The sequence below is a fragment of the Mycobacterium paraterrae genome (assembly GCF_022430545.2).
Taxonomy (GTDB): Bacteria; Actinomycetota; Actinomycetes; order Mycobacteriales; family Mycobacteriaceae; genus Mycobacterium; species Mycobacterium paraterrae.
This window is the reverse complement of record NZ_CP092488.2, coordinates 1,971,514-1,995,614: the sequence shown is the minus strand read 5'-3', so window position 1 is coordinate 1,995,614 and position 24,101 is coordinate 1,971,514. Positions and strand designations below refer to the sequence as shown.

The 24,101-nt window shown below is 62.7% G+C and carries 27 protein-coding genes; 15 read left to right on the top strand and 12 right to left on the bottom strand.

The window, feature by feature from the left end; genetic code table 11:
* Positions 1 to 261: 261 nt before the first annotated feature.
* Together MKK62_RS09540 and istA are read right to left on the bottom strand one after the other, a co-directional pair.
* Complete coding sequence (locus tag MKK62_RS09540) at positions 262 to 987, bottom strand: ATP-binding protein (protein WP_240263800.1); 726 nt, start codon at positions 985 to 987, stop codon at positions 262 to 264.
* 47 nt (positions 988 to 1,034) lie between these two features.
* Complete coding sequence (istA, locus tag MKK62_RS09535) at positions 1,035 to 2,552, bottom strand: IS21 family transposase (RefSeq protein WP_240258325.1); 1,518 nt, start codon at positions 2,550 to 2,552, stop codon at positions 1,035 to 1,037.
* A gap of 377 nt (positions 2,553 to 2,929) precedes the next feature.
* Here istA and MKK62_RS09530 point away from each other — a divergent pair, with 377 nt between their 5' ends.
* From MKK62_RS09530 to MKK62_RS09505, 6 genes are all read left to right on the top strand, one after another.
* Entirely contained in the window at positions 2,930 to 3,397 is a 468-nt protein-coding gene (locus MKK62_RS09530) for a nuclear transport factor 2 family protein (RefSeq protein ID WP_240261307.1), read from the top strand.
* Positions 3,398 to 3,580: 183 nt separating this feature from the next.
* Positions 3,581 to 4,411 (top strand): alpha/beta fold hydrolase, encoded by an 831-nt coding sequence (locus tag MKK62_RS09525; protein ID WP_240261308.1) that lies wholly within the window; start codon positions 3,581 to 3,583, stop codon positions 4,409 to 4,411.
* A gap of 8 nt (positions 4,412 to 4,419) precedes the next feature.
* Entirely contained in the window at positions 4,420 to 5,106 is a 687-nt protein-coding gene (locus MKK62_RS09520; protein ID WP_240261309.1) for a cysteine hydrolase family protein, read from the top strand.
* 13 nt (positions 5,107 to 5,119) lie between these two features.
* Positions 5,120 to 5,962 (top strand): MBL fold metallo-hydrolase, encoded by an 843-nt coding sequence (locus MKK62_RS09515; protein WP_240261310.1) that lies wholly within the window; start codon positions 5,120 to 5,122, stop codon positions 5,960 to 5,962.
* A gap of 93 nt (positions 5,963 to 6,055) precedes the next feature.
* The gene (locus tag MKK62_RS09510) at positions 6,056 to 7,822 is read left to right on the top strand and encodes an MOSC and FAD-binding oxidoreductase domain-containing protein (protein ID WP_240261311.1); all 1,767 of its coding nucleotides are present in this window, start codon (positions 6,056 to 6,058) and stop codon (positions 7,820 to 7,822) included.
* A gap of 157 nt (positions 7,823 to 7,979) precedes the next feature.
* Positions 7,980 to 8,168, top strand: coding sequence for a hypothetical protein (locus tag MKK62_RS09505; protein WP_240261312.1), 189 nt, complete (start codon positions 7,980 to 7,982; stop codon positions 8,166 to 8,168).
* On the opposite strand, the gene MKK62_RS09500 is transcribed toward MKK62_RS09505, so the two are convergent.
* A complete protein-coding gene (locus MKK62_RS09500) occupies positions 8,165 to 8,704 on the bottom strand; it encodes a TetR/AcrR family transcriptional regulator (RefSeq protein WP_240261313.1) in 540 nt (179 codons plus the stop codon). The two genes, MKK62_RS09505 and MKK62_RS09500, sit on opposite strands and share 4 nt — an antisense overlap.
* A gap of 338 nt (positions 8,705 to 9,042) precedes the next feature.
* Between MKK62_RS09500 and MKK62_RS09495 the strand changes: the two genes are divergently transcribed.
* The 4 genes from MKK62_RS09495 to MKK62_RS09480 all read left to right on the top strand — a co-directional run bounded on the left by MKK62_RS09495 (position 9,043) and on the right by MKK62_RS09480 (position 12,775).
* Positions 9,043 to 10,023: a PE-PPE domain-containing protein gene (locus MKK62_RS09495; protein WP_240261314.1), complete on the top strand. Its 981-nt coding sequence runs from the start codon at positions 9,043 to 9,045 to the stop codon at positions 10,021 to 10,023.
* A gap of 147 nt (positions 10,024 to 10,170) precedes the next feature.
* Positions 10,171 to 10,926: a maleylpyruvate isomerase family mycothiol-dependent enzyme gene (locus MKK62_RS09490; RefSeq protein WP_240261315.1), complete on the top strand. Its 756-nt coding sequence runs from the start codon at positions 10,171 to 10,173 to the stop codon at positions 10,924 to 10,926.
* A 134-nt stretch (positions 10,927 to 11,060) separates the two neighbouring features.
* The gene (locus MKK62_RS09485) at positions 11,061 to 11,429 is read left to right on the top strand and encodes a VOC family protein (RefSeq protein ID WP_240261316.1); all 369 of its coding nucleotides are present in this window, start codon (positions 11,061 to 11,063) and stop codon (positions 11,427 to 11,429) included.
* Between the two features lie 299 nt (positions 11,430 to 11,728).
* Complete coding sequence (locus tag MKK62_RS09480) at positions 11,729 to 12,775, top strand: GGDEF domain-containing protein (RefSeq protein WP_240261317.1); 1,047 nt, start codon at positions 11,729 to 11,731, stop codon at positions 12,773 to 12,775.
* 177 nt (positions 12,776 to 12,952) lie between these two features.
* On the opposite strand, the gene MKK62_RS09475 is transcribed toward MKK62_RS09480, so the two are convergent.
* The 3 genes from MKK62_RS09475 to MKK62_RS09465 form a co-directional block, all read right to left on the bottom strand.
* Positions 12,953 to 13,099 carry a hypothetical protein gene (locus MKK62_RS09475; protein ID WP_240261318.1) on the bottom strand — a complete coding sequence of 49 codons (147 nt, stop codon included), beginning with the start codon at positions 13,097 to 13,099 and terminating at the stop codon, positions 12,953 to 12,955.
* Positions 13,096 to 13,779 carry an NHL repeat-containing protein gene (locus tag MKK62_RS09470; protein WP_260060494.1) on the bottom strand — a complete coding sequence of 228 codons (684 nt, stop codon included), beginning with the start codon at positions 13,777 to 13,779 and terminating at the stop codon, positions 13,096 to 13,098. Before MKK62_RS09470 ends, MKK62_RS09475 begins: the two co-directional genes overlap by 4 nt.
* A 599-nt stretch (positions 13,780 to 14,378) precedes the next feature.
* Positions 14,379 to 15,110, bottom strand: coding sequence for a hypothetical protein (locus MKK62_RS09465; RefSeq protein WP_260060477.1), 732 nt, complete (start codon positions 15,108 to 15,110; stop codon positions 14,379 to 14,381).
* Between the two features lie 736 nt (positions 15,111 to 15,846).
* On the opposite strand from MKK62_RS09465, the gene arr reads away from it, so the two are divergent.
* Both arr and MKK62_RS09455 read left to right on the top strand, forming a co-directional pair.
* A complete protein-coding gene (gene arr, locus MKK62_RS09460) occupies positions 15,847 to 16,275 on the top strand; it encodes an NAD(+)--rifampin ADP-ribosyltransferase (protein WP_240264227.1) in 429 nt (142 codons plus the stop codon).
* A gap of 344 nt (positions 16,276 to 16,619) precedes the next feature.
* Positions 16,620 to 17,600, top strand: a complete 981-nt coding sequence (locus MKK62_RS09455; RefSeq protein ID WP_350355759.1) for a GGDEF domain-containing protein — start codon at positions 16,620 to 16,622, stop codon at positions 17,598 to 17,600.
* Positions 17,601 to 17,745: 145 nt separating this feature from the next.
* Here the strand turns inward: MKK62_RS09455 and MKK62_RS09450 are convergent, their stop codons facing one another.
* Complete coding sequence (locus MKK62_RS09450; RefSeq protein WP_240261321.1) at positions 17,746 to 18,468, bottom strand: PAS and ANTAR domain-containing protein; 723 nt, start codon at positions 18,466 to 18,468, stop codon at positions 17,746 to 17,748.
* Positions 18,469 to 18,548: 80 nt separating this feature from the next.
* Positions 18,549 to 18,680 (bottom strand): hypothetical protein, encoded by a 132-nt coding sequence (locus tag MKK62_RS09445; protein WP_240261322.1) that lies wholly within the window; start codon positions 18,678 to 18,680, stop codon positions 18,549 to 18,551.
* 175 nt (positions 18,681 to 18,855) lie between these two features.
* Between MKK62_RS09445 and MKK62_RS09440 the strand changes: the two genes are divergently transcribed.
* Positions 18,856 to 19,788, top strand: coding sequence for an alpha/beta hydrolase family protein (locus MKK62_RS09440; RefSeq protein ID WP_240261323.1), 933 nt, complete (start codon positions 18,856 to 18,858; stop codon positions 19,786 to 19,788).
* 63 nt (positions 19,789 to 19,851) lie between these two features.
* Here the strand turns inward: MKK62_RS09440 and MKK62_RS09435 are convergent, their stop codons facing one another.
* Positions 19,852 to 20,475, bottom strand: a complete 624-nt coding sequence (locus tag MKK62_RS09435) for a TetR/AcrR family transcriptional regulator (RefSeq protein ID WP_240261324.1) — start codon at positions 20,473 to 20,475, stop codon at positions 19,852 to 19,854.
* Between the two features lie 47 nt (positions 20,476 to 20,522).
* Positions 20,523 to 21,617, bottom strand: coding sequence for a glutamate--cysteine ligase (locus MKK62_RS09430; RefSeq protein WP_240261325.1), 1,095 nt, complete (start codon positions 21,615 to 21,617; stop codon positions 20,523 to 20,525).
* Positions 21,618 to 21,741: 124 nt separating this feature from the next.
* On the opposite strand from MKK62_RS09430, the gene MKK62_RS09425 reads away from it, so the two are divergent.
* Together MKK62_RS09425 and MKK62_RS26515 are read left to right on the top strand one after the other, a co-directional pair.
* Positions 21,742 to 22,233, top strand: coding sequence for a hypothetical protein (locus MKK62_RS09425; RefSeq protein WP_240261326.1), 492 nt, complete (start codon positions 21,742 to 21,744; stop codon positions 22,231 to 22,233).
* A 52-nt stretch (positions 22,234 to 22,285) separates the two neighbouring features.
* Complete coding sequence (locus MKK62_RS26515) at positions 22,286 to 22,984, top strand: helix-turn-helix domain-containing protein (RefSeq protein WP_350355750.1); 699 nt, start codon at positions 22,286 to 22,288, stop codon at positions 22,982 to 22,984.
* A gap of 109 nt (positions 22,985 to 23,093) precedes the next feature.
* Here the strand turns inward: MKK62_RS26515 and MKK62_RS09420 are convergent, their stop codons facing one another.
* Both MKK62_RS09420 and MKK62_RS09415 read right to left on the bottom strand, forming a co-directional pair.
* Entirely contained in the window at positions 23,094 to 23,546 is a 453-nt protein-coding gene (locus tag MKK62_RS09420; RefSeq protein WP_240261327.1) for a DUF1931 family protein, read from the bottom strand.
* Positions 23,547 to 23,641: 95 nt separating this feature from the next.
* Complete coding sequence (locus MKK62_RS09415) at positions 23,642 to 23,938, bottom strand: putative quinol monooxygenase (protein ID WP_240261328.1); 297 nt, start codon at positions 23,936 to 23,938, stop codon at positions 23,642 to 23,644.
* Positions 23,939 to 24,101 lie beyond the last annotated feature (163 nt).

The following is a 24,101-nucleotide window of genomic DNA, read 5'->3' as shown; positions in this document are numbered from 1 at the left end:
GATTCACGCTTAGTGCGCGTCGCGAGTCCAGATCACGACCGAGTTGGCGTCGCTAGCTGACGAAAGATCCAGCACCGCAGTATGTTCGACCGGATTGATCCGGTACGAGCTGGTGATCATCGTCACCTTATGTCAATGGACAGCTGAAACTGCCCGTGGGCGGACATGAGAACTGCCCGTAGGTGGCCAATAAGAACTGCCCAGTGGCGGACACGAATCTGCCCATTAGGGTGTGTCCGCCACCGGTGGTTGAGGCCGTTGTCAGCTCAAGGGTTTGACTCCCTTCCCGTGCAGGGCTTGGGCCAGCCGCACGGAGTCTCCGCTGGTCTGGCACAGGTGCGCGTGATGCAGCAGCCGGTCCACGGTGGCAGTCGCCAACGTCTTGGGCATCAGCTCATCGAAACCACTGGGGTGCAGGTTCGATGAGATCGCCACCGAGCGCCGTTCATAGGCGGCCTCGACGATGCGGTAGAGCCCTTCAGCGGCATCGGCACCGACGGGCAACAGTCCAACGTCGTCAATCACCACGAGCTCGGCACGCACGATCTTGGCCACGGCCTTGCCCAACGAATCGTCAGCGCGGTGCGCCCGAACCAGGACCCCGATCTGCTCGAGGGTGAACCACGCCACCGGCATCCCGGCTTCGATGACCTTCTGCCCCAACGCTTCGAGGAAGAACGTCTTGCCGGTGCCAGCGGGCCCGCAGACCACCAGGTTCTCCCGACGACCCACCCACTCCAGGGTCTGTAGCGCCTGCTGGGTCGGTAACGGGATCGACGACGCATTGGGGTCCCACACGTCGAATGTCTTCCCGGTCGGGAAGCCGGCGGCTTTGCGGCGGGCGGCCAGCATGGACCGGGCCCGGCCGGCGGACTCCTCGGTCAGCAGCGCTTTGATCACCTCGGTGGGGTCCCAGCGTTGAGCTCGGGCAGTGGCCAGCACGTCGGCGGCGATCGCGCGGGCGTGCGGCAACCGCAGCCCACGCATCAGCGCTTCGACGTCGGCGGGTAGCGACGCGGTGGTCGTGGTGGTAGTCACGCGATGCCTGCCTCGTCAGCGTCGATAACGTTGCGGCCGAATAAGTTCCACCCACTGGTTCCTTGCGCCAGGGAGGTGTCTTCGTCGGCGCCGCGGCGAGTGGTGTCCATGCCCTTGCTGGCGAGGATGGAATCAAGGTCACCGGTGGCGAAGCGACCGTGCACGCCAGCATGCCCGAGCGCCCAGTCGACATCGGCGCGGCCGGTTAACGCCGACAGTTCCACCGCGTGGGCCATCTTCTGCAGGATCCGTTCGGTGCCGACGGCGGCGGCTTCTTTGAGCCACACCGCCGCACCCGGCCCCAGCGCCAGGAAGGTCTGCTCACTGACAGTGCGGGCCCGCACCCGGTAATCACCGGGCACCTTGTCCCGATGCTCAGGGAAGTGGTCATCGTTGATGGCGGGACTACCGGGGGCGGCGCGGCGATGCCGCGCCACCTCCACCGGGCCGCCGCCATCAAGAGCGCAGATCACCACCTCATCGGTGCCGTCGTGGTCACGGATCCACACTGTCTGGCCCAGAAGAGTTGCGGGCAGCGAGTATTGGCAGTGGTCGAAGGTGACCATCGGGGTGTTGTCGGGAACCCGGCGGGTCACCCCCAACGCGGCGGTGTGGGGCAGGTCAGGAACCGCGTGCAGGGCCGGGCGTTCCTGAATGAGCATCTCGGCCGGCCGGCGTCCCGTGATCCGGTGCACGCGGGCGTTGATCTCGGTGGTGAAACCGGCGCATGCGGCTTCGACGTCGGCGAACGAGTCGTACTGCGGCAGGAGGTTGGTCTCAGTAGGCACGATGTCGGCTTTGGCGAGCTTCACCGCGTTCTCCACCCCACCCTTGGTGGCTGGGTCGGCGGGTTCACACGTCAGCACCGAAAGGCCGTAGTAGCGGCCGAAGGTGACCGCGGCCCGGTTGCGGACCGGAACTCCGGCGATGTGTCCAGTGGTGACGGTCTTCTCGTTGTCGGTGAGCAGGTAGGTCGGAGCACCACCGACGATGCGAAAGATGCGGTCCAGGCCGGCGAAGACACTGGGTGCGGTGCGGTCCCGCAAAGCCACCACGACGCGGTAGCGGCTCCACGCCAGCCACGCCACGAGCAGCACGATCTTGCGGCCGGCGACAAGGGGGCCGTCGGCGAAGTCGTACTGTAGCCACAGTCCTGGCTCGGTGATCCAGGGCCGGTGCACGCGTGTATTGCCAAGGCGCCATTGCGCTTTGATCTCCGCCAACGAACGGCGGGTGGTGCGGTCGGTGCCGGTGTAGCCCAACGCCACCAGCTTGTCGTGGGCTTTGTCGCCGCGGATCTTGCCCTTCGAATCAGCGACCCAGGTTTCCAGCAGGTCGCGCCAATCATCGATCATCCGGGCCCGCCGCGTGGCCGGGGGCAGCCCAGCGTTGCGATCCTCGACCGCTTTCTTCACGGTGTGGTGCGAGCACCCACACAGCTCGGCCGCGGCGCGGTAGGACCCGGTCAGGTCGTAGGCATTGAGTATTTCCATGAGTTCTCCGTCAGACTTCAAGTAGGTCTCTCCTGGGGTTGTCGGGTCGACTAGGCATCGACATCGAAACCGCAGGAGAGGCCGCCCCAGCGCAGACGCGCCGAACGACATCAAGTAGGTCTGGGCAGATTCATGGCCGCCTGCGGGCACTTTCGTATCCGCCGGTGGGCAGTTCTTATTGGCCGCGAACGGGCACTTTCATGTCCGCCAGTGGGCAGTTTTTCATGTCCGCCGACACCTTACGGCCCATCGAGTCGTGAACGATATTTCACGCCACACCGGGCATTAATCGACAGCGGCAATTGCAGCCATCCGGTCTTGGTCGTTGTTCTAGTCACAGCGCTGCCGCAATCTGGTTGACAGCACACTGCGCCGCTGCTGCCGAAAGGTCTCCCCGAATGACTGAGTCCCGCCCACCGTTTCCGCCCTACGACTTGGATTCGGCCCTGGCCAAAGTGCAGGCCGCTGAAGACGCCTGGAACACCTGCGATCCCCACCAGGTGAGCCTGGCGTACACACCTGACAGCGCATGGCGCAACCGCGGCCAATTCATCAGCGGCCGCGACCAAATCGTTGAGTTTCTCACCGCCAAGTGGGCGAGAGAGCTCGACTACTCGTTACGTAAGAGCCTGTGGGACTTCCACGACAACCGGATAGCGGTGCGCTTCCAGTACGAGTGTCGCGACACCAGCGGCCAATGGTGGCGCAGCTACGGGAATGAATTGTGGGAGTTCGACGACAACGGGTTGATGCGCCGCAGGGAGGCCAGCATCAACGACGTCCGCATCGATGAGTCCGAGCGCCGCTATTTCGGCCCGCGGCCCGACAGCGAGCGCGGACCGAGCCGCGATATCCCGCTGCGCTGACCCGGTATTTCACACCCGCCCATACGGCAGAAAGCAACGTACCGTGTTCGATTCATCAGCCTCGACGATTGCAGTCATCGAGCACTGGCTCTTTTTCCCAGCCAGACGGCCAAGCACAGTAAGGGCCATGAACGGGTCGACCGCGCGGTTCAATGCCGGTGTAACGGCGACGTCGGAGGCTCGGTGAACCGGGTGACGACGCGTGACGGCGTCGAGATCTATTATAAGGACTGGGGTTCGGGCCAGCCGATCGTCTTTAGCCACGGCTGGCCGCTGTCGGCGGACGACTGGGACACCCAGATGCTGTTTTTCCTCGGACACGGCTACCGGGTGATCGCCCACGATCGAAGGGGCCACGGACGGTCCAGCCAAACCGGCGAAGGCCACGACATGGACCACTACGCCGACGACCTCGCCTCGCTGGTCGACCATCTCGACTTGCGGGACGCCATCCTGGTGGGCCACTCCACCGGCGGCGGCGAAGTAGTCTGCTATCTGGCGCGCCACGACCAAGGCCGAGTCGCCAAGGCAGCGCTGCTCAGTGCGGTCCCACCGCTGATGGTTCAGACCGCGACAAACCCCGGCGGCCAACCGGTCGAGGTGTTCGACAGGCTGCAAGACCAGCTCGCCGCCAACCGATCGATCTTGTACCGGGAGTTGGCCTCCGGGCCTTTCTATGGCTTCAACCGGCCGGGCGCAGCTGCCTCGGGTGCGATCGTGAGCAACTGGTGGCGGCAAGCCATGATGGGTAGCGCGAAGGCTCATTACGACGGGATCGTCGCGTTCTCACAGACCGACTTCACCGAAGACCTCGAGAAAATCACGGTTCCGGTGCTGGTCATGCACGGTGACGACGACCAGATCGTGCCATACGCCGCCTCGGGACCCCGGTCGGCGCAGCTGTTGAAAAATGGGTACCTGAAGACCTATCGCGGTTATCCTCACGGCATGCCGACCGTTCACGCGGACGTCATCAATGCCGACCTCCTGGAATTCATTCGGCAGGGGCGGTGACGACGATCGTGACGACGCAACCGGCGCCTCCCTTCGCATATAGTCCCTCCGACACCGCCATCGTCGTCATCGATCCGCAGAACGACGTCCTGAGCCCCACGGGTAAAAGCTGGGAATTGGTGCGCGACAGCGTCATCGAGAATCAAACGGTCGAGCATCTCGCCGAGATTCTCGAGGCGGCCAAAACCGCCGGCTTCACGCTGTTCATCTCGCCTCACTACTTCTACCCCACCGATCATAGCTGGCTGTTCAGCGGTCCTCTGGAATCAGATGAGTTGCGCACCAATGCCTTTAGCCGCACAGGGCCGTTGAATCTGGACGGCTTCGCTGGTTCAGGTGCGGATTGGATCGATCGACTCAAGCCGTTCATCGACGACGCGGCGACCGTGGTGGCCAGCCCTCACAAGGTATGGGGCCCCCAAACCAACGACCTCGTACTCCAACTCCGGAAACGCTGCATCAGCAGGGTGGTTCTGTGCGGCATGCTTGCCAATATGTGCGTGGAGTCCCACCTGCGGGACCTGCTCGAGCAAGGATTCCAGGTCGCGGTCGTCCGCGATGCAACCGCCGGCCCCCGTCATCCGGTCCACGGCGACGGCTATCAGGCGGCGCTAGTGAACTACGCATTCCTGGCGCACGCCGTCCCGTACACCGAACAGGTCGTCACAGCCATGAAGACGCAATTACCGAAATAGCATGGGAGCGCAGATGAACTCGCTTGAGCTGTTCGGTGAAGAGAACGCTGACTTCACCGAAGGCCACGTTTACTTCATCGGCAACGCCACAACATTGATCCGCTATGGCGGTCTGACGGTGCTGACCGACCCAGCCTTCCTCCACAAAGGCGAGCATGTGCATCTAGGTCACGGCATTTGGGCACGACGCGAGGTCGAGCCGGCCTGCCAAATAGCCGATCTGCCGCCGATCGATCTCATCGTGTTATCGCACTACCACGGCGACCATTTCGACGACGTCGCCGCCCGAGAACTCGACAAGACGCTACCCATCGTCACGACCGCCGACGCGGTGGGCAAATTGAACAAGCTCGGGTTCGACCGAGGATATCCCCTCGACACCTGGGAATCCCTCAAAGTCAGCAAAGGTGACGCGGCGCTGACCATCACCGCGATGCCGGCCAAGCACGCCGCCGACGACGCCGTCGAGGAGCTGCTCATGCCGGTCAACGGTCACGTACTCGACTTCGGCCGCAATGACGAGCTGTTGTACCGGCTTTACATCACCGGGGACACGATGCTCGTCGACGCCCTCGAGGACATCCCTACCCGCTTCCCCGACATCGACCTGGGCTTAATCCACACTGGTGGCACCACCTTCCTCGTCACCGTGGTCACGATGACCGGCGAGCAGGCAGTACGCGCCGTGGAGATCACCAAACCTCACACCGCCATCCCGATTCACTACAACGATTTCTCGGTCTTCCTGTCGGGGCTCGACGACTTCAAGCGTGCGGCCGAAAGATCGTATGCGGCAACAGAATTTGTCTATCTTGCGCACGGCGAGACTTACACATTCACGCCGAATACGGGATGATCACCCGTTAGCGTTTCTGGCGAACAGCGACATATTGCGCAAGAATTCCGATGACTGCCCGAAGCGGCTCCAACCCCCGACGAGGTGTGTGACATGGCCAAGCTAGTCTCGGTGAACGTCGGTATGCCGAAAGACGTTGCGTGGCAGGGCCGTAATGTCTACACCGGGATTTGGAAGTCTCCGGTGACGGGTCCGCGCATGGTCCGCCGCCTCAACATCGACGGAGACGGCCAAGGTGATCTGGCCGGCCACGGTGGAGAAATCCGGGCGGTGCTGGTCTACCAACTCGCGTCGTATGACCACTGGGCGGCCGAACTAGGTCGGAGCGACTTAGAGCCGGGGGCATTCGGTGAAAACTTCACCGTCGACGGGCTTCCCGACGACGAGGTCTGCATCGGAGACCGCTACCGCATCGGTGAAGCGGTGCTGGAGGTCACCCAGCCGCGCGTCACTTGCTACCGAGTAGGTATCCGACTCGGCGAACCGCGTATGCCTGCGCTGTTGGTGTCACATCGGCGGCCGGGCTTCTACTGCCGCGTATTGGCCGAAGGTGAAGTCGAAGCCGGCCAGGCCATTGAGAAGATCGCTGACGGGCCGGAAAAGATCACCGTCGCCGAGATCGATGCGCTGCTCTACCTACCAGGCCATCGCCGTGACGCATTACAACGCGCCCTTGGTATCCCAGCGCTCAGCCCCGGTTGGAAGTGGTCACTGCAGAAGCTACTGGATCAGGACACCGGCACGGCGGCCGGCAACAGCGGTCTGACCGGCAGCAGCACCCCGCCACCCGCTTGGCCGGGCTTCCGACAATTGCGTGTGATCGGAATCCACGACGAAAGCCATAGCGTGCGCTCGATTTCCCTGGCCGACCCCGACAACACGGCATTGCCCAAATGGCTGCCCGGCCAGTCGATCACGGTGCGGGTGCCAGCCGGTCCTGACGGCGCGCCGCTGATCCGGAATTACTCGCTGTCCAACGACCCTGGGTCGGGCACCTACCGGATCAGCGTCAAACGGGAGCCCTCAGGCACCGTCAGTTCCTACATCCATGCCCATGTCCGGCCCGACGATGTCCTCGATGTCGCGGCCCCGCGCGGCGCGTTCTTTCTCGACGACGGCAACGAGCCGGTCATCCTGCTGTCGGCCGGGGTCGGCGCAACGCCCGTATTGTCCATGCTGCATTCGTTGGCGACGTCGGCGTCGACGCGTCCAGTCTGGTGGCTCTACGGTGCGCGCGACGGCACCGAACACCCGTTCGCCGCGGAGGCTCGCGGGTTGCTGAACACGCTGCCCCGTTGGCAGTCCGCTGTTTTCTACAGTCGGCCGGGCGGCACGGACCGCCTGGGCGAGGAGTACGACAAGCAGGGCCGGCTCTCCGTCGGTGAACTCAGCCGCCTGGGGTTGCCCACCAACGCGCAAGCTTTCATCTGCGGACCGGAATCATTTATGGACGCAATGGCTGAGGCGCTCGCCACGTGTGGCGTCGATCCTGCCAACGTGCACCTGGAGAAATTCGGCGCACGGGCAGCCCTCACCCCCGGTATTGCCGCCACCGAAGCCAAATCTCCGCATCCGCCGGAAGGTCCGACCGGCCCAGGGCCCGCAATTCAGTTCGCCCGCAGCGCAATAGCCGTCCAGTGGTCGCCCAGCTACGGCAGTCTCCTCGAATTCGCGGAGGCCTGTGACGTGCCGACCCGATGGTCATGTCGTACCGGCGTCTGTCACAACTGCGAGACGGCGCTCCTGTCCGGGCAGGTGCACTACAACCTGGAACCCCTCGAACCGCCCGCCCCAGGCAGCATCCTGCTCTGCGTGTCCACCCCGTCGCCGGCATCAGAGACCCTCGTCCTCGATCTCTGAGTGAAACACGTTCGGCTACAGGCCGACCGAGATCTTCTCGCGCTGCGAACAGGCACCGGCACCGTTAAAATCGGCACATAATCATGCGGCGCAGCCAGCAGCCGGAGTTCTTTATTTCACGTGGGACGCTGGTCCTCACATGATCCGAGGAAACATCATGAGCGACCCTCTGTTTGCCGGTTTTTCTGACGCCGGCTGGGATCAGGCACCATGGGATGTCGAACCGTCATTCTCGGCTGAGGAAATGCAGACCCTGCTCAATCCGGAGCTATCGATCGCCGAGGCCGCCGACCGCGTGGGCTGCGCCGAACACGATGTGCGACGTCTACGCCGAGCAGCCTCCTAGCCTGGGTCGTTGTCGACCCGCAAGGGGAACACCACGCGTGGCTGTGGTGGATCGTTGATGAAGGCGGGAAGAATAAAGGTCTCGATGTAATCTCTTGCGACGTCGGCGTTTTCGCTGTCGGGAACGATGCCGAGCAGCAAGCTCAGGGCAGTCGTGGTGAGAAACTGGGTGAGGTCTTGCGGACGGATGCCGCTTCGGAACCGCTCCCCGTCGTCTTGGCGGAGGATAGCTTCGATCGTCGGTTCTGCGAGCCGGCTGACTGTGGCGCTGTTAGCCAGCATCTGGGCCACCGTGCCCTCGTCGGCCGCCTCGGAGATGGTTCGAAGGAGCGGGTCGTGGGCAAGTTCAGTGGCGACGATCACCAGAATTTCCACGACGGTCTCGATGGGGTCCATGCTGTCGCGGCCCTCGAGCAGGCGCATCATGTGCCGTTGCGTCGTCCGCTGAATAAGCGCGGCGTCAAGGCTTTCACGGTTGGGGAACTGGCGGTAAAGCGCGGCCCGTGAGTAGCCGGCGTCCTGTGCGATGACTTCCATGGTGGAACGGCGGTGGCCGCGGACCGTGAACGAGCGTTCGGCAGCGTCGAGGAGGATTTCGCGCGTCTGCTCCGCGGTGTTGCCACCGCCTGGCGGGCGGCCTCGGCGCCGGGGCGACGTAGGCAATCCTGGTGTCCTGACTTCTCGCTGGGCTGCGGGTTTGCAGTTCTCTACCTGGGCTGAAGACTAGTGCTGCTGTCAGCATTTTTGGCCTACCAGCGTCCCCCGCGGCATATTCGTTCGCCAAACTCCCGGCGCGCACCGCACCGAAATGATACGTTTTGCTTACTTTGTCTATTTTTGTTGGCGTTCGGTCGAGCGGGTTTGAAGGGGTCAAGATGATTGGTCGGGTGTCGGATTGGCCGCGGTTCGGCTTACTGGCGGGCGCTGGCGGCGTGGTGATGGCGCTGACGTCCGTGCTGACGGCGGCGACCGCATTCGGCGACGCGGACGACCCGCTCTGGGGCAGCGAGACGGCGATCATCCTCGGCGGAACGGGCGAGCCCACCCCGTCGACGTCCTTTGCCCAAGCCGCCGAGAACCTGTATTTGCATCCGCTGGGTTTCGACGGTGGCGCGACCTCGTCGACGGTCTGCGATATGGTCGCCACCGACCCCTGTGCCGCACCGCTGCAGGTGTTGACCACCCCCGAACTATTCCAGCAGGGCCCCAGCAGTGTGACCGACGCCGACGACGTCGTTCTCGCCGTGCGTAACGAATTCGACGTCAACCCAGGCGCTTTCAACGCCGAGCACCCGCTCACGATCTTCGGCTACTCACAGAGCGCGACTGCGGAATCGATCGCCATGTCACAGCTCGCCCAAGACGGCATTCCCAGCGACGATCTGCACTTCGTGTTCATCGGCGACCCCTCCCTCCCGAGCGGAATCGGGCCCAACCTAGTGCCGGCCCTCGACTCGGTGTACGGCCACGGCTCGAGTCAGGAGACCGCCATCCTCAACGCGCTTGGAATGGACAGCGCCGTGGAACACCTGACGCCAAACGATCTGTATCCGACGACGATCTACACACTCGACGGCGACGGCATTGCCGACTTCCAACAAGACTTCACGGCTGGCGGCCTGATGAACGCATTGATCAACGTGTTCACCACGCACACGGCATATCTGGGCCTGACACCGACGCAAATCGCCGATGCCACCACCTCGATCGACGGTGACCTCACACAAATCGATATCTCGGACAACATCAACACCCTCGACGCACTTATCGGCGCAGTCGAGCATGGGCTCGCCAGCAGCGGAGCATTCGCGAGCCTCTTCGAGTCCCTGGAGTTGTACTTGTTCAACACGTTCTGACCGATGCGTGGGCGCACAGACGGTGCGCCAAAGTCGCCCGTACGAACCCGACAGGTCTTATCGTTACCACATAGTTTCCTTAATTTCCTTAATTTCGATGTAGGGTCGGCCCTGACCGCGGCGGTGTCGCGAGAGAGGGGAGACCCGATGGGTCTGAATTACGGCGAAGCGCCGCGACTGGTCTCGATGAACGATGCGGCCGTCGCCTACCGCCGCATCTGCGCACGGGTCGATGCGCTGGTGCGCGGTCGCGACGACATCGCCGAACTCCCAGTCCCGGCATGTCCTGGCTGGACGATCAGACAGGTTGTTGCGCATTTGGTCGGCGTCGCCCAAGACATCGTCGCGCTGAACCTGGACGAGAAAGGCACCGCGCCCTGGGCGAACGCGCAAGTCGCACGGCTAGGCGAGCACAGCATCGACGAGTTGCTCGCTCGATGGGCGCAGTCGCTTGATGCGGTGTCGACGAATCTCGCCCTCGCCTCTGATGCTGGGGTGTGCCAACTCGTCTTCGACACCTTGACGCATGAGCACGACATACGCGGGGCGTTGGGTGAACCTGGCTCTCGCACTGGCGATCTCACGTTCACGACAGCATTGAGCTTCATGACGACGACGGGTGACCAATTCATCCGGCATGCGCGGCTGCCGTCATTCCGGTTGTCCACGCCCTCGCTCGGAGCTGTCCAGATGGGCGACCCGCACACCGCGCCCGGTCAGCTTGCGCTCAGCATCTCCGACTTCGACGCCTTGCGGTCCTTTGGCGGCAGACGCAGCGTCAAGCAACTGCTCGCCCTCCCATGGGACAAAGACCCCACACTTTTGATGCCCGCCTTCACCCAGCTACTTCCCGCCTTAACCAATGGCGGCTTACGGCCACCGTCGCATGACCTCATCGAATGACAGATAACCGGTACGCGCCTGCGGCGGAGGGAGAGGCATGTGAGCGTCTTTAGGGTCGAGCAATGTGACCGCAGCACCACAGTCAGCGTGCTTTGATCACACGTATGGCGTCGAATGTGTTCGAAGCTGCGTCGATGCTGACCACGGTTGTGCGCGTTCGTAGCGTCAGCGCGGCCGTCGACTGGTATCGCGAAAAATTCGGTCTGGAGCCGATCCATGTCGGTTTCGACGGGCCGGATCAACCCATTGCCGCCTACCTGATCGCCGGCACCGTGGTGGCGCTATGGCAACTGCCTAGACGCGCCGAAAGGGCCGCGGGTGAAGACCGGACGTATGTCGTTGCGGTGATCGATACCGACGATCTCGCACCGGCTCGAAACCTATTGCTTGATCGGGGAATTGAGGTCGGTGAGCTGTGCCGAAGCGAGAACCACGAATATGTCTGGTTCTACGACCTCGACGGCAATCGCTTCGAGCTAAGCCGCCCGCTTGCTACTCAGTGACAACCGGCAACTCTCAGTGAAAGATGCTGTACGCGGCCGGGTTGAGCTGGCGTCATAGGCAATGACAGAACGTTGTTTTCCGCACTCAGCGTGCATCCTCGAGACGGTACGCAATGAGTCACGTGTGGAATAGGCCCGCTATCCTTTGAGTACTGGGCTACTGCAGCCAGGCCTCGCTTAGCACCCAATAGTCGCGGGAATTTCTGGGAGTGGCTTTGTCGGACTATTCACGGAGGCTCGAAACATTCGCCCGCCTCGTCCGCGACTGGTGGTGCGAGCCTGTTGATTACGCCGTGCAAGTGCAGTACTTCAAGCGGGCGATGTCGGGGGCAGTGCAAATTCTGATCGGCTTGGGTACGGGAATGGACGCGGTTATTTCCGCGACCATCCTGCTGCCGGCGGCAGCCACCCGCGCATCGCGGATTGCCGTAATGGCTTTCGTCGTACTACAGGCATTCTGGGCATGGGTGTGGTGTTGTCGGTCCTGGCCCTCGCGTTCGACGGCCCTCGCTTTCGTCTTTTCCGCGGACATCGCGATTGCCGCGATGGTCCTGCTCGACTCAGGGTGGGTATTGGCCGCCTTCGGGTTCAGTTTCTTCACCATGCTGTCGGTGTTCTTGGTGTTCTTCGATGGTCCGAAAATGCTTGTGGCTCACATCATCTGCATTGTCGCGACGATTGCGGGCTTCGCGGCCAAAGTCGGTTTGCAGTCGAAATTCGACATCGTCGATCTCACCGTAAAGGCGCTCCTGTCAGGGACGCTGGTCGCTGGGACACCGCTGGGTATCCAGGCCGCCATCTGGGCTCTGCGGGGCGACGCCAACGAGTCGGCCACCGACCCCCTCACCGGTCTGCTGAACCGGCGTGGCCTGCATATGCAGATCGGGGACCTAGTGCGCGAGGGGTATGTCAGCAGCGGTCAGTTGGCGGTGATGGTCGTAGACCTTGATAGTTTCAAACTCATCAACGACACGTTCGGTCATGCCGTTGGTGACGAAGTCTTGGTCCGCACCGCACGGCGGATCGAGTCCGCCGTGCGCGGTGGTGCGTTGGTAGCACGGCTCGGCGGTGAAGAATTCGTGATCGTCGATATTGCCGGCCCGGGCGACCAGGAACGCACCGCCAAGCGGGTCCTTTCGGCGGTCGCCGCCCCCGCTGATCGAGCTCCGCTCACCGCGAGTGTGGGCGGGACGAGCGTGCCGCTGGACAGGTTCGCGTCCCAGGTCGATCCGGGTCCACTCCTAGACGCCCTCATCGAGCACGCCGATCGGGCTATGTTCGACGCGAAACGCGGCGGAGGCAACTCCGCAATCCACACTCCGCCCGTCGATCTCGACCGCGGATAACGAGCATCCCGGTCCTCTGGTCAGGCGCCATGACCGCACATGGGGAAAATCCCCCAAGTTTGGGCAACAGTCAGTTCGCCCGCCGGCTCAGACACTCGCCGCGTACCACCGGCCGGGACTACTGGTGCGTGGGTTCATCGCGCCGGTTCTACGTGATAAGCCTTGCGGCGCGGGCTTTTACCCTGTCGGTATTTTGAGTACGAAACCCTGAGCGTCGTCCTTGTCCCACGGGAAGATCGAGTCCGTCGCGCGGGAGCCGACATGGTCGGTGACATAGACGTAGTCACCGCGGGGATCCACCGCCAGCCCGAGGGGGTCGATCAAGCTGAGGACCGCCCGCAGGCGACCCAGGTGTTTGTTCCCGGCGCCAACTTCATCACGGCCTTGGAACAGATCATGTAGACGGTGCCTGCGGCGTCCACCGCCACGTCCTGTTCGCCAGAGCTGAAGCTGTCGCCGGCGTGCTCGGAGATCGCGGGCAGTCCGGTCCAGCTGCTCGACCCGGCAGGCATCTTCATCAGACAGCTTTGGCGGGTGCGTCTGCGGCTGCAGCTGATGTAAATATCACCGGCGGCGTCGACTGCCACTGCACCGCTAGGTTCGACATTCCGCATTGGCGGCAGGGCGACCGCCTCGCCTGCCCCGGGTGCCAGCTTGAGGATCTTCCCATGGGAATAGTCGACGACGTAGGCGGTGCCGGCAGTATCTATCGCCACGCCTTGCGGACTCTCCATTCCGATAAAGGGGACGACGGTCTGGGTGTTCGAACCGGGCGCCAGCTTCACCACCCGGTCGTGGCAGCTGTCACTGACATAGACAGCTCCCGTGGTGTCGGTCGCCACGCTGGCGGTGGTCGCGGCGATGTCGTCGGGACACAAGTCGAGGCCGCCGAATGGCAGCACGGTTTGGGTGCTCGTTCCGGCGGCCAGTTTCAGCACCCGATTGGTATGGGTGTCGCTGACGTATACATTGCCGGAGGCGTCGACCGTCACCCCGTGGGGCATTCGCAGATCGGCGAACGGAAGCGCGAACTGCCGTAGCGAATTTGCCTTCAGCAGTTCGTCTTTCAGCTGCCTGTCGTTGGTGATGCTGCTGCCGAGCAGCGTCATTGCCGAGGCAGCGATAAGCAGTATCGGGGCCACGATGGCGGCGTAGATCCAACGCTTTCGTTTGGGCTGGGCCGGCGCCGCCTCCGTTGCGACCTCTTTGGCCCCGTCGGCCAGACGTGGGGCTAAACCAAACTTGTCTACGAGCGTCAGCCAATGTGGGTCGGAGACCACAAACGCCGGTTCCTCTTTGACAGCGACCTCGCCGACCCACGAGAACCGGTAGTGAAGCTTGGTTTTACCCGTCAGCGTATATAGCGGCGCGCCGTCCAGATTGGGGCAACCGATGGTGAACTGCCGCGTGCCGGGAACGGTGACGATCAGTACGGGGGTTGTCATCGGCCCGATGCGCGGCATCGAGCGCGTGCTTGCTGCAGCTGTCGCTTTTACGTGTCTCAAAGGGGCTGAGGTGATTCGGGCATTGGTCGCCAAGTCGATGACTGAAATCGCGTCTTCGCCGAAATCGAAGGCCCATTGGGCTTGCGACGGGTTGCTGTTCAGTCGCAGCGCCGTTGCCGTGTTCTTGAACATCCCGAAGACCGAAGACGAAATGATCTCGCCGCGTTGGGAATCAACAGGCATCGAATCAGCTGCGCAGGTAGAGGATTCCCCGTTTGTGTTCCACACCGTCTCCCGATGATCGTGAGAATTTCGTCGAACTCTGCGGCCCAGATCCAGGCGTCTACGTTGTCGACGGGCGTTGCTTCCGAAAAGATCCCCGCACCGAGGCGATGGTCTCGTCCGCCCAGAACAAACCGATGACCGTCTGTTCCCAGGTGCAACGCCGTCCCCTTGATCGATCTGCGGTCACCCTCGAGCGTCCAGTGGCCAACCCGCGCGTCACCGAACGGGAAAACCTCGTCCGGGCGCGTATTAACCGTCAGGCCTTCGCTGCCTACGCTGACGAGGACCTTCCTCCTCCGGGTGAGTCGCCGATGCAATAGCCCGTACCCCGGCATGCCCAACAGAAGTACCGCGAGAAAGATGACGGCACCGCCAACTCGTGCGACGGTCAGAGACCCGAGGAGAGCGCCGATCAGAAAGAGCGCCGTGTAGCTTGCGGTGAGCAACGCGGCCGTCACAGCGATGGCGATGCGGGTGTATCGCATCATCTGCTTGGCTGTGGGTGGCGTGGCTGTGGCGATGAAACGGCCGGTCGATGCTGCGGCCAATGTGTCAGCCGATTCCTCGTCGGCGATGCGCGGTCCGGGATCGTCCGTATTCACCATCTACCCGCTCCCACCTGCGGGATGGCTCGGATTTCGGTAACTGCATGTCCGCAAGCGGCGGCCACGCACTGGAGGCGGAGGTTATTAGCCCCGCGATGGCGCCCACGAGCACGACAGTGACACCGAGTGTTGATCACGACAATTCCTTAAGCATTCATCTGAGTCGCGGAATCCCAGTCTGCGTGGGATACCACCGCCGATCATGGGGAGAACTCCCTATCTTCGAAACTTTCTCTCCGCCCGGAATCCGTCGGCGCGCCGGCAGGCTTACTACGCCCTATGAAGGGACCGAACGGTGAGCGCATCCTCGATAGCGTTGCAGCGCAGCGTAAATGCTGCAGGTGCGCTACTGCTGACGGCACGTATGCCACACGCGGTACCGGGTGTCCCGTAATTGGGGCAACGTCATCTAAGGGCTACACCGACCTACCGGGGCCCACGCCCTTGTCCGGCTACACGGTCTGGAACAGCAACGACGCGCCCTTTACGAGTACTGGATAAAACACAATGTGCACAACCTGTGCAACAGCGCCAATAACGTTGCATCGCAGAGCTTTTGCAAACCTGCTCGGTGGTCGTGCCGTCGAGCCGAGTGAGAAGCGGACACCGCACCACACGGTCTCGCGGCGTTCGCCCACTCTCATCATATGGCGGAGAGGGGGTCTTGCGGCAAGGCCCCCGTCAGGGTGCAGAATCGCCCCGCAGCTCACTCGACGGGAGGTTGTTTATGACAGAGATGACGAACACGCCGGAACGGTTTGTGGTGCACGCGTCCGGCGCCTACTTTCACGGGACCAAGGCCGATCTGCGGGTCGGGGATTTTTTGGTGCCGGGGTACCCGTCCAATTATCGTCCAGGGCACATTGCGAACCACGTCTATATGACCAAAGTTCTCGACGGTGCGGTCCTGGCGGCCGAAATGGCTGTCGGAACCGGCCGTTGTCGCGTCTACATCGTCGAGCCCCAGGACCACGTCGAGGACGATCCGAACGTGACTGACAAGAAGTTTCCGGGCAACCCCACACACTCTTACCGCAGCCGAAATCCCGTGAAGATTGTCGGGGAGATGACCGACTGGGTGCCGCATTCTCCTGAATACCTTCGGAATTTCCGCGCCGGCCTAGAAGAACTTCGGCGTAAAGGAAACGACGTCCTATACGACTAGCACTACGGTGCCGGCTAGCCTGCGAACTGACAGTGCGTTTTCCGGCAAGCTGGGCAGCGCCAACCAATGGCCTGTTCGATCTCTTCGTCACAGCCCGCAGAAGCTCTGGGGCTGTCCACACGTGGCCGACGAGGCAGCGGAAACATCACACACGTATGCCGGCAGTGGTATTTGACGAATTCTTTCCGCGTGTCGCGGGATGCTTTAGTACCGTTCACATAATCCGCAAACGCCCACTCGGCAAAATGGCGATGTCAGAATTGGCCGAGTTTCGACACACGACCGGGAAAGTTGACCGGATGGGTCTTAGCACCCGAGGACCCCTCGGCCGTCGGGCAGGCCGGTTGCGGTTGCGCGCCGACGCGGGTAGCGGCTTTTACGGCAAGCATCAGGCTCGGCTGATGCGAATCTATTTGGGCGCCACTACGTTCCTTTACGTCTGGGGCGTGGTTTTCGGCAGCTTCATCCGAATCCATCCCGGCCTGAAGCCAGGCAACCCGGCGGGTGGCATTGCGGCGATCGTCCTCGGTGCTGCGGCGTTGGCGTGGCTGGCCGTCCGGCCTGAAAAGCCCGGACCGGCGACAGCGGCGGCGATCGTCGCCACACCCGTAGTCATGGCCTTCCACGTCGCGATCGTTGCCGAATTCGCCTGCCTGATCGCGCCGATGTTCCTGGCGATGTATCTCCGCGGTTTCTACTCGCCGCGCTTGGGCGTGGCGCTGGTTGGGGCGCTCACCAGCGCCTGTGTCATCGCGCTTGCACTGGCGCCCGTACCCAAGTTGGGCATCGACTACCTCATCTTCGTGATTGCGATCGTCGGCGCCGCCGAGTCGTTCGGCCTGATCACGCGGACTCTGGTCGCGGCCGCGTGCACCGATCCGCTGACGGGGCTACTCAACCGTGCCGGCTGGGAGATTGCCACCGCCAACCTCCTGGCGCGAGCCCGTTCGACCGGGTCCAGCGTCACCGTTGTGGCGCTGGACATCGACAATTTCAAACAGATCAATGACGCCGACGGGCATGTGGCTGGTGATCGGCACCTGATCAGTCGTGCGGACTTATGGCGGGAAGTGGCCCCCGCCAACGCCGTTCTGGCCAGGCTAGGCGGCGACGAATTCGCGGTGTGCATCGCCGACCGCGGGGGCCGCAGGCCGGCAGCGGAGCAGTTCGTGGCAGCCGCGCGACGACACACGCCAGGCACCAGCATCGGGACCGCATCGGCCCGCGCTAAGAACGCCGACATCGCCACGCTGCACGCCGCAGCGGACGCTGAGCTCTATATCGCCAAGCAGAAGCGAAACTCCGAGAGCGACATGCACCGGTGATGTGCGCACCCGCTACGACGGGCCTGGGGCTTGCGAGGCGGTCAACACCGTCTAGTTCCGCGCCAGACAATGCGATTCTCCTGCTATGCAACATCTTTCGCCACGCACCCGGTAAGGGCCTGGCTGCGGGCCCAAGTCAGGAAGGTTACTCGGGAAAGCGCAAAGTCATCAGGTAGTGGTCGACGGGTGTTGTTGTGGATGGACTGACATCGAGGATTTCTGGCAGTTCGTTGACAAGGCGCTCGGCGATGCTGAACAGTTTGACGTTGAGTTCCTGGGACCGCCACCGCAACACTCCGAAGGCGGCGTCGGCGGAGATGCGGTAGATGGCCATCAGCATGCCTTTGGCGATGTCGATGATCTCGCGGTGCGCCAACACTGTTTCCATTTCCTCGTCGACTGATTCTCGGAGGTCAGCGGCGAAGCTGTCGGTGACGTCGATGTAGAACCCACGGGTCGCCACTATTCGGTCGTTGTCGTCGGTGACGGCGTCCCCGACAACAACGACTTTCCGAGTCTCACCGCTGGTTGTGATAATTCGGTGGCGGCTGCTAAACGGTGCGGCGGTTTGAGCCAGCAGCGTCCGAACATGGGTCAGGTCGTCGGGGTGTTTATGACCAAGGACCAGATCTGTCGTCGGCGTGATCTCGCCTGGCTGGTAGCCATGAATGCGGGCCACGGTGTCTGACCACGTCCATTGGTCGGTGTCGTAGCGGTATTCGAAGCGTCCCACCCGCTGCGGCGGCCCACCGAGGATCGCCTTGTCCAGCTTGCTGATCGGCTCGCCGTCAATGCCGATGTCAGCCGCGGAGTCCTCCGCGCGGTCGACCAACCCATGCGCCTCTTGCGAGGCTGGGTCAGTTGTCATGGCGCACCATATTAGTCCGGCATACCGGCCGTGGCGTGGCAAAGCGGCTGCTGTTAGTCCGCCAGGCCCTACGGCGCCGTTCAGTTGACGCGGATCATCAGCTTGCCGAAGTGCTTGCTTTCCGCCAGTTCGTTGAATGCCGTTGCAGCATTGCCGAATTCGAAGACGTTATCGATCACCAGTCGGATTCCGGCGGCGCTGACGGCGCGCACAAGCTCCTGAGTGTCGGTTCGGTCCCCGACTGTGATCGAGCGGGTGGTCGCGCCCGCGCCTTTGAGGAGGAAGCAACTTATCGCCGCTTGCGAAGCGGAGCGCTGCTCCGCTAACCTAAAACGGAACAATGTTCCGGTAGTTGCCGGCCCTCACAATCTCCGAGAGGTTTGTCCTATGAGCCACGCTTACGCGACGGTTGACCACCGCGCTACCGGGTCGAAAGCGACCATCTCCGTGTGCCCCTTGACCTTGCCTGCACCCGGCCGAGGCGACGACCTGGAAGTCCGCATCACGGCGCCCCTGCACGGTCGCGAACTGCCGCTGATCCTTTTCTCCCACGGCATGACGCTGACGATGCGCGACTACGTTCCCCTGATCGAGTACTGGGCAGCGCAAGGGTTCGTCGTCATCCAGCCGACCCACCTCGACTCACTAGCCTTATCCCCTGACGACTCGCGCAATCCCGAGATCTGGAACATCCGAGTTCGGGACCTGACCACTATCCTCGACCAGCTCGACGAATTGGAGGCCGCGCTGCCAGTGTTGAGCGGGCGCATCGATCACCGCCGCGTGGTAGCAGCCGGGCATTCCTGGGGAGCGCAGACCGCGAGCATGCTTGCCGGCGCGCGCGTCCTCGACGCCACCGGAAAACCCGGTGGCACGATGGCAGATTCACGGGTGACAGCGGCTTTGCTTTTCTGCCTGCCCGGGACTGGCGGTGCTGATCTCACGCCCTTGGCCGCGCAGTACTTCCCCTTCATGAATCCCTACTTTGCTGACCTGACAACACCGAGCCTGGTGGTGGCAGGCAATCGCGATCAGTCACCGCTCAGCGTGCGCGGACCGGACTGGTTTGTCGACGGCTACCGACTCAGTCCCGGCGCACGTGACCTTCTCGTCCTGGCCGACGCAGAGCACGGCCTCGGCGGCATACAGGGATCCAACGACACCCGCACCACCGACGAGAGCCCTCAACGCGTCGCGCTCATCCAGCGCGCCACCACCGCATGGCTGCGCACGGTACTCGACATGGACAAGGACGCGTGGCCCGTTGAGCGACAACGGCTTGCCGTTGACGAGCACGTGGCCGACATTGAATGCAAGTAGGCGCGCTTGGTTATTCACCGCCACCGCCGACGGGTATCGCTGCTTGCCGAGTTCTGTAGCCCGTCAGCCGCGAGGTTGTTTCAAGCCCGCGATGAACAGATCGATCATGCCGTGCGCGTCGTACTCGGGATCCGCTTCCACGCCGATGCACAGGTTGCCAACGCCGTGCAGGAAATCTAGCGGCCGGATATCCTCGCACGGAAGACCGCTCGCGGCAACGCCTTTCAGCAGTCGATCGCAGACCGGTAGCAGACGGTCGAGGAATTCGGCGTGTAACGCCTCGAAGCCCGGCTGGTCTGAGCGCAACGCACGGGCCAAACCATGCTTGGTGACCAAGAATTCGGCGAACCGATGGGTCCACGTCCGCAAAGCCTCGTAGGCATCGTCCGCGGGCGACGGGACAATCGTCTCGAGCGATGACAGCGCATCGAGTTGATGCCGAAAGACCGCCACGACGAGCTGGGCGCGGGTGGGAAAGTGCCGATAGATGGTGCCCATCCCCACGCCGGCCTCGGTGGCGATCTCGCGTACGGGAGCGTCGACTCCGGCGCGAACGAAAACGGCGGCAGCGGCGTCCAACAGAGCCTGCTCGTTGCGGCGCGCGTCGGCGCGCTTGATCACGCGAGCTTGGATCGGCGTGCGTGCCAACTCAATTCCCTCGCTTCCGGTGTAAGGCAGTTCGTCCATGATGCTATCGGAGCTATGCTCCGTTTCGCTGGCTCGAGCGGTGCCGGTCAGCTCAGCGTGGCGGCTGCGGCTTCTGCGATGACATCGATCGCATTGTGGCGTTTGTGCCATGCTTCCAGCTGGCGCATGGCTCCGTTGCCGCGTGCGCTGATGCGGTGCAGTTCGTCGATGACATGGTCGTACTCGTCGAGTCTGACCAAGGCCGGGCGTACCCGCTCGATCAACTGCCCCACCCGGCGAGGTGTCGGCACCACGCCTTGACCGCCAGTCAGATCGATTGCCTGACCGGCTAATCCGTCGTGCGCGGCTTTCCAGTAGGCCGCCCGCAACGCGCCCGGCGGAAGGCCTTCAAGGTCGTCGCGGTGCACAGGCTCTCGCAGCGCTGTCATCACCGCGGCTCTGATGAGAGTGGCAAGCAGCACCGTCTCGGCGACCGTCGCAGGTACGTCGGCCACTCTCACTTCCACGGTCGGCATGCTCGCCGACGGACGTACATCCCAATAGATCATCTTGTGGTCGAGTACGACGTCGGTGTCGATCAGCATGGCGACCGCACGGTCGTAGTCGTCGATCGAGGAGAAGAACGGAGGCGGTCCGGCGGCCGGCCAACGCCGCCACAAGATGTGTCGCCAACTCGCATAGCCGGTGTCGGCATCGTGGTACAGCGCCGAATTGGCTGACAAAGCAAGCAGTGCCGGCAGCCAGGGCCGCAGCCAATTGCTGACATGAATGGCGGCAGCGCGGTCCGGGACTTGCACGTGCACATGGCATCCGCAGATGCCTTGCTCGTGGGCGATCATGCCGAATTGCGCACCGATCCGCTGATACCGCTCGGTGTCACTGACCGGGAATTCGCGCGGCGTCACCGGAGGCAGCCCCAGCGCCAGCAGCGTCACCCCCGCGGCCTGCGCCGCCTCGGCCGCAGTGTGCCGCAACCCGGCGAGTTCGTCGCCGAGTTCTGCACTGTTCGTGGCGACGCTCGAGGTGGTCTCTACCTGACATCCGCTCAATTCCAGCTGCAGTGTGACGCCGCGGCCCTCGGCCTCTTCGGCCACCGCCGCGTTGCGTGGGGCCGGCGCACCGGTGCGAGGGTCCACGAGCAGGAACTCCTCTTCGACACCAAAGGTGGGAAGTTCGCTCATTCATCCTCCCGGGCGACATCGCACGCCACCTCCATTATCGCCGTTTGCCGTCAGCCCGCCGTTTTTGTTCGTTGAGTGGACATCGATTTGTGGACCCCTCGCGACGGTCCTAGCGTCGGATTCCGTGAACCGGGATGCGATGGTGGAACTGTGGGAACGGCATACCCGCTATGAGTTTGAGTTAAAGGACGCCGATCTCGCCGTTTCGACGATGGTGCCGGAGGCACGCGTTATGCATCTACCGACGATGAGCGGGGCATCCGGGCGCGCTGCCCTGCGTGACTACTACGCCGACGTCTTTATCCCCGCTCAACCTCCGGACACTGTGCTCGACGTCATTGCACGGTCTGTCGGCGACAACGTGTTGGTTGACGAATGCATCATGCGGCTTACCCATGACCGCGTGGTGCCGCAACTTCTTCCAGACGTACCCGCGACCGGCGCGTGCCTTGAAATTGCGTTTGTCGTTGTCGTAAAGTTTCAGAAGTCTTTGATGCTCAGCGAGACTCTGTATTGGGATCAAGCGCAAGTGCTGCACCAGGCCGGTCTGGTGCCCGCGAAAGGTTTGCCGCTACCCGACATTTCTGAGGTCGCCGCATACCTGCGCAAGACATAGCGCTCTTGATGGCTCACGACAGTTTATCGGGAACGCAAAGGTAGGCTGACGAATGGCCACAAGTCAGTCGCCTAGACGGCGCGAACCTACCGGCCGAACGCGAGGCGTCGTCGAGACCGCGTTCATACTTCTTGACCTGATCGCTGATCTTCAGCCGGTGCGACTGGTGGACCTCAGCGCTGCCGCCGCGATCCCTCACCCGACCGCGCATCGGCTTCTTCGGCAGCTCGTTGAGGTGGGAGCCGTCCGGCGAGAGGGATCGCGTTACGCCTTGGGCGCGAGCGTGCTGCGTCTCGGTGCGGCAGTCACGCCGGTGGCCCGGTTACGGGTCGCCGCTCGAAGGCCGATGGCCGAATTGGCAGCAGCCACCGGGTCAGCTGTAAGCCTGTCAGCCGACTTGGGTTGCGGCCCTGTCTATCTGGAAACGTTAGACACCCGACTTCCGGTGCGGTTCATAGCCAAGCCGGGTGATGTGGTTCCGCCGGAAACCGCCCAAGGCCGAGCGCATGATTACCCCGTAACTACTGCGCCCGTCGTTGATGCGGGTCAAGTGGCCGCCGACCACAGCTGCACCGCGATGGCCATCCCCCTTGGTTCATCGGGCCTCGCTGTCGTGTCCACCATGATCCCCGCAGCCCGCCCTCCTGTCGGAATCATCGAAGCTACTCGCCGGACGGCCGATCGAATTGCGAGGTCGCTGTGTGAGGCATCGTCAAAGGAGTTCGGGTCCGACGGGACGCAATCCGCGTAAAGCGCCGGCAGTGAAATCCAAGGCTCGCTTGTCACCATCAATGAGAGCGCAACTTCCAATGCCGTTCTCGGACAAGCATCCAATGCCCAAGACAGCACGGATTCAGCGATCAGAACACCAGCCGAAATAGCGTGAACGCCCGATCCCAATGCTCAGTCGACGGGCTAGCCACCTTCGGGTCGACCACGGCGAAAGAACGAGCCAGCGCGATACTCAATCCACCGAACAACTCCGGCAGTAGCTGCTCGGTGTCCTCGGCGAACGTAACGTCGCTAGGTGGTTGTCGCACCTCCTGCCGCAGCAGCTCGCGGATTTCCTCGGCCTCCTCCAGTTTGTCGAATTCGCGCATTCGTTCTTGAACGCCCTTGGTGATCGGAAGGTCTTGCACGACAACCACATCGCGTCCGTTCCACTTGGCTGAATTTCGTCCCGCGATAGCAATGTCGTCGATCTGTTCGTCGATGAATTCCCGAAAGCGACGGACGTCGTTCTTGTCGATCTTGATGCTTGCGGCTGAACCAAAGAACCGTTCGAAAGCCGGAATACCCGAGGGATGGGTCATTGACTACCTCCGCTTCAACGCTTGGGAGCCCGGCGCTTCGCCGCCGCAACCGTCGAGACAAGAACTTTCGTGCATCGATACCGCGGCGGACGCTGTCAGAGCTTGTTGGCGATAACGTCGAGCTTGCTGATGTCGGGTGCCGAGGCGAAGAGTTCGTCGGCCTTCTCCGGGAGGGCCTTTCCGACGGGCCCGGAGAGATGCGTCCCGCGTGCCGTCTCATCCGGGAACGCGTCGATAATGCCGAACGTCGACGGGCCGAACCGAACCGCGAACCAGGGCTTCGTTCCGGGTTCCTGCTCGACGAGCGGCAGTGCCGAGAGAAGAAATTCTTCGACCGCGTCTTCTTTTCCTGCCTTGGCCTCGAGTCGGACCAGCAACGCCTTGGTAGCCATAATCGATTCCCGGTTTCATTTGTTGAGGGCCATGGGGTGCAGCGCCTCACCGCGCGGCGCCAGAGTGTTCCATCGCTTGTCGATATCCACTATGTCCGCTCGTGAGACTCACAGCCTCAGCCCAACAGTTCAAATACTTCCTCACGGAATAGGCCTCTGGGGA

What these genes read in the sequence shown, in the direction of transcription:
- MKK62_RS09540 (WP_240263800.1), bottom strand. Translation starts at nt 987, where the DNA reads ATGCGTGGGCTGCGGTTGCCGCACGCCCGCGCGATCGCCGCCGACGTG.
- MKK62_RS09530 (WP_240261307.1), top strand. Translation starts at nt 2,930, where the DNA reads ATGACTGAGTCCCGCCCACCGTTTCCGCCCTACGACTTGGATTCGGCC.
- MKK62_RS09515 (WP_240261310.1), top strand. Translation starts at nt 5,120, where the DNA reads ATGAACTCGCTTGAGCTGTTCGGTGAAGAGAACGCTGACTTCACCGAA.
- MKK62_RS09510 (WP_240261311.1), top strand. Translation starts at nt 6,056, where the DNA reads ATGGCCAAGCTAGTCTCGGTGAACGTCGGTATGCCGAAAGACGTTGCG.
- MKK62_RS09505 (WP_240261312.1), top strand. Translation starts at nt 7,980, where the DNA reads ATGAGCGACCCTCTGTTTGCCGGTTTTTCTGACGCCGGCTGGGATCAG.
- MKK62_RS09500 (WP_240261313.1), bottom strand. Translation starts at nt 8,704, where the DNA reads ATGGAAGTCATCGCACAGGACGCCGGCTACTCACGGGCCGCGCTTTAC.
- MKK62_RS09495 (WP_240261314.1), top strand. Translation starts at nt 9,043, where the DNA reads ATGATTGGTCGGGTGTCGGATTGGCCGCGGTTCGGCTTACTGGCGGGC.
- MKK62_RS09490 (WP_240261315.1), top strand. Translation starts at nt 10,171, where the DNA reads ATGGGTCTGAATTACGGCGAAGCGCCGCGACTGGTCTCGATGAACGAT.
- MKK62_RS09485 (WP_240261316.1), top strand. Translation starts at nt 11,061, where the DNA reads ATGCTGACCACGGTTGTGCGCGTTCGTAGCGTCAGCGCGGCCGTCGAC.
- MKK62_RS09470 (WP_260060494.1), bottom strand. Translation starts at nt 13,779, where the DNA reads ATGCCCCACGGGGTGACGGTCGACGCCTCCGGCAATGTATACGTCAGC.
- MKK62_RS09465 (WP_260060477.1), bottom strand. Translation starts at nt 15,110, where the DNA reads ATGGTGAATACGGACGATCCCGGACCGCGCATCGCCGACGAGGAATCG.
- arr (WP_240264227.1), top strand. Translation starts at nt 15,847, where the DNA reads ATGACGAACACGCCGGAACGGTTTGTGGTGCACGCGTCCGGCGCCTAC.
- MKK62_RS09450 (WP_240261321.1), bottom strand. Translation starts at nt 18,468, where the DNA reads ATGACAACTGACCCAGCCTCGCAAGAGGCGCATGGGTTGGTCGACCGC.
- MKK62_RS09440 (WP_240261323.1), top strand. Translation starts at nt 18,856, where the DNA reads ATGAGCCACGCTTACGCGACGGTTGACCACCGCGCTACCGGGTCGAAA.
- MKK62_RS09435 (WP_240261324.1), bottom strand. Translation starts at nt 20,475, where the DNA reads ATGGACGAACTGCCTTACACCGGAAGCGAGGGAATTGAGTTGGCACGC.
- MKK62_RS09430 (WP_240261325.1), bottom strand. Translation starts at nt 21,617, where the DNA reads ATGAGCGAACTTCCCACCTTTGGTGTCGAAGAGGAGTTCCTGCTCGTG.
- MKK62_RS26515 (WP_350355750.1), top strand. Translation starts at nt 22,286, where the DNA reads ATGGCCACAAGTCAGTCGCCTAGACGGCGCGAACCTACCGGCCGAACG.
- MKK62_RS09420 (WP_240261327.1), bottom strand. Translation starts at nt 23,546, where the DNA reads ATGACCCATCCCTCGGGTATTCCGGCTTTCGAACGGTTCTTTGGTTCA.
- MKK62_RS09415 (WP_240261328.1), bottom strand. Translation starts at nt 23,938, where the DNA reads ATGGCTACCAAGGCGTTGCTGGTCCGACTCGAGGCCAAGGCAGGAAAA.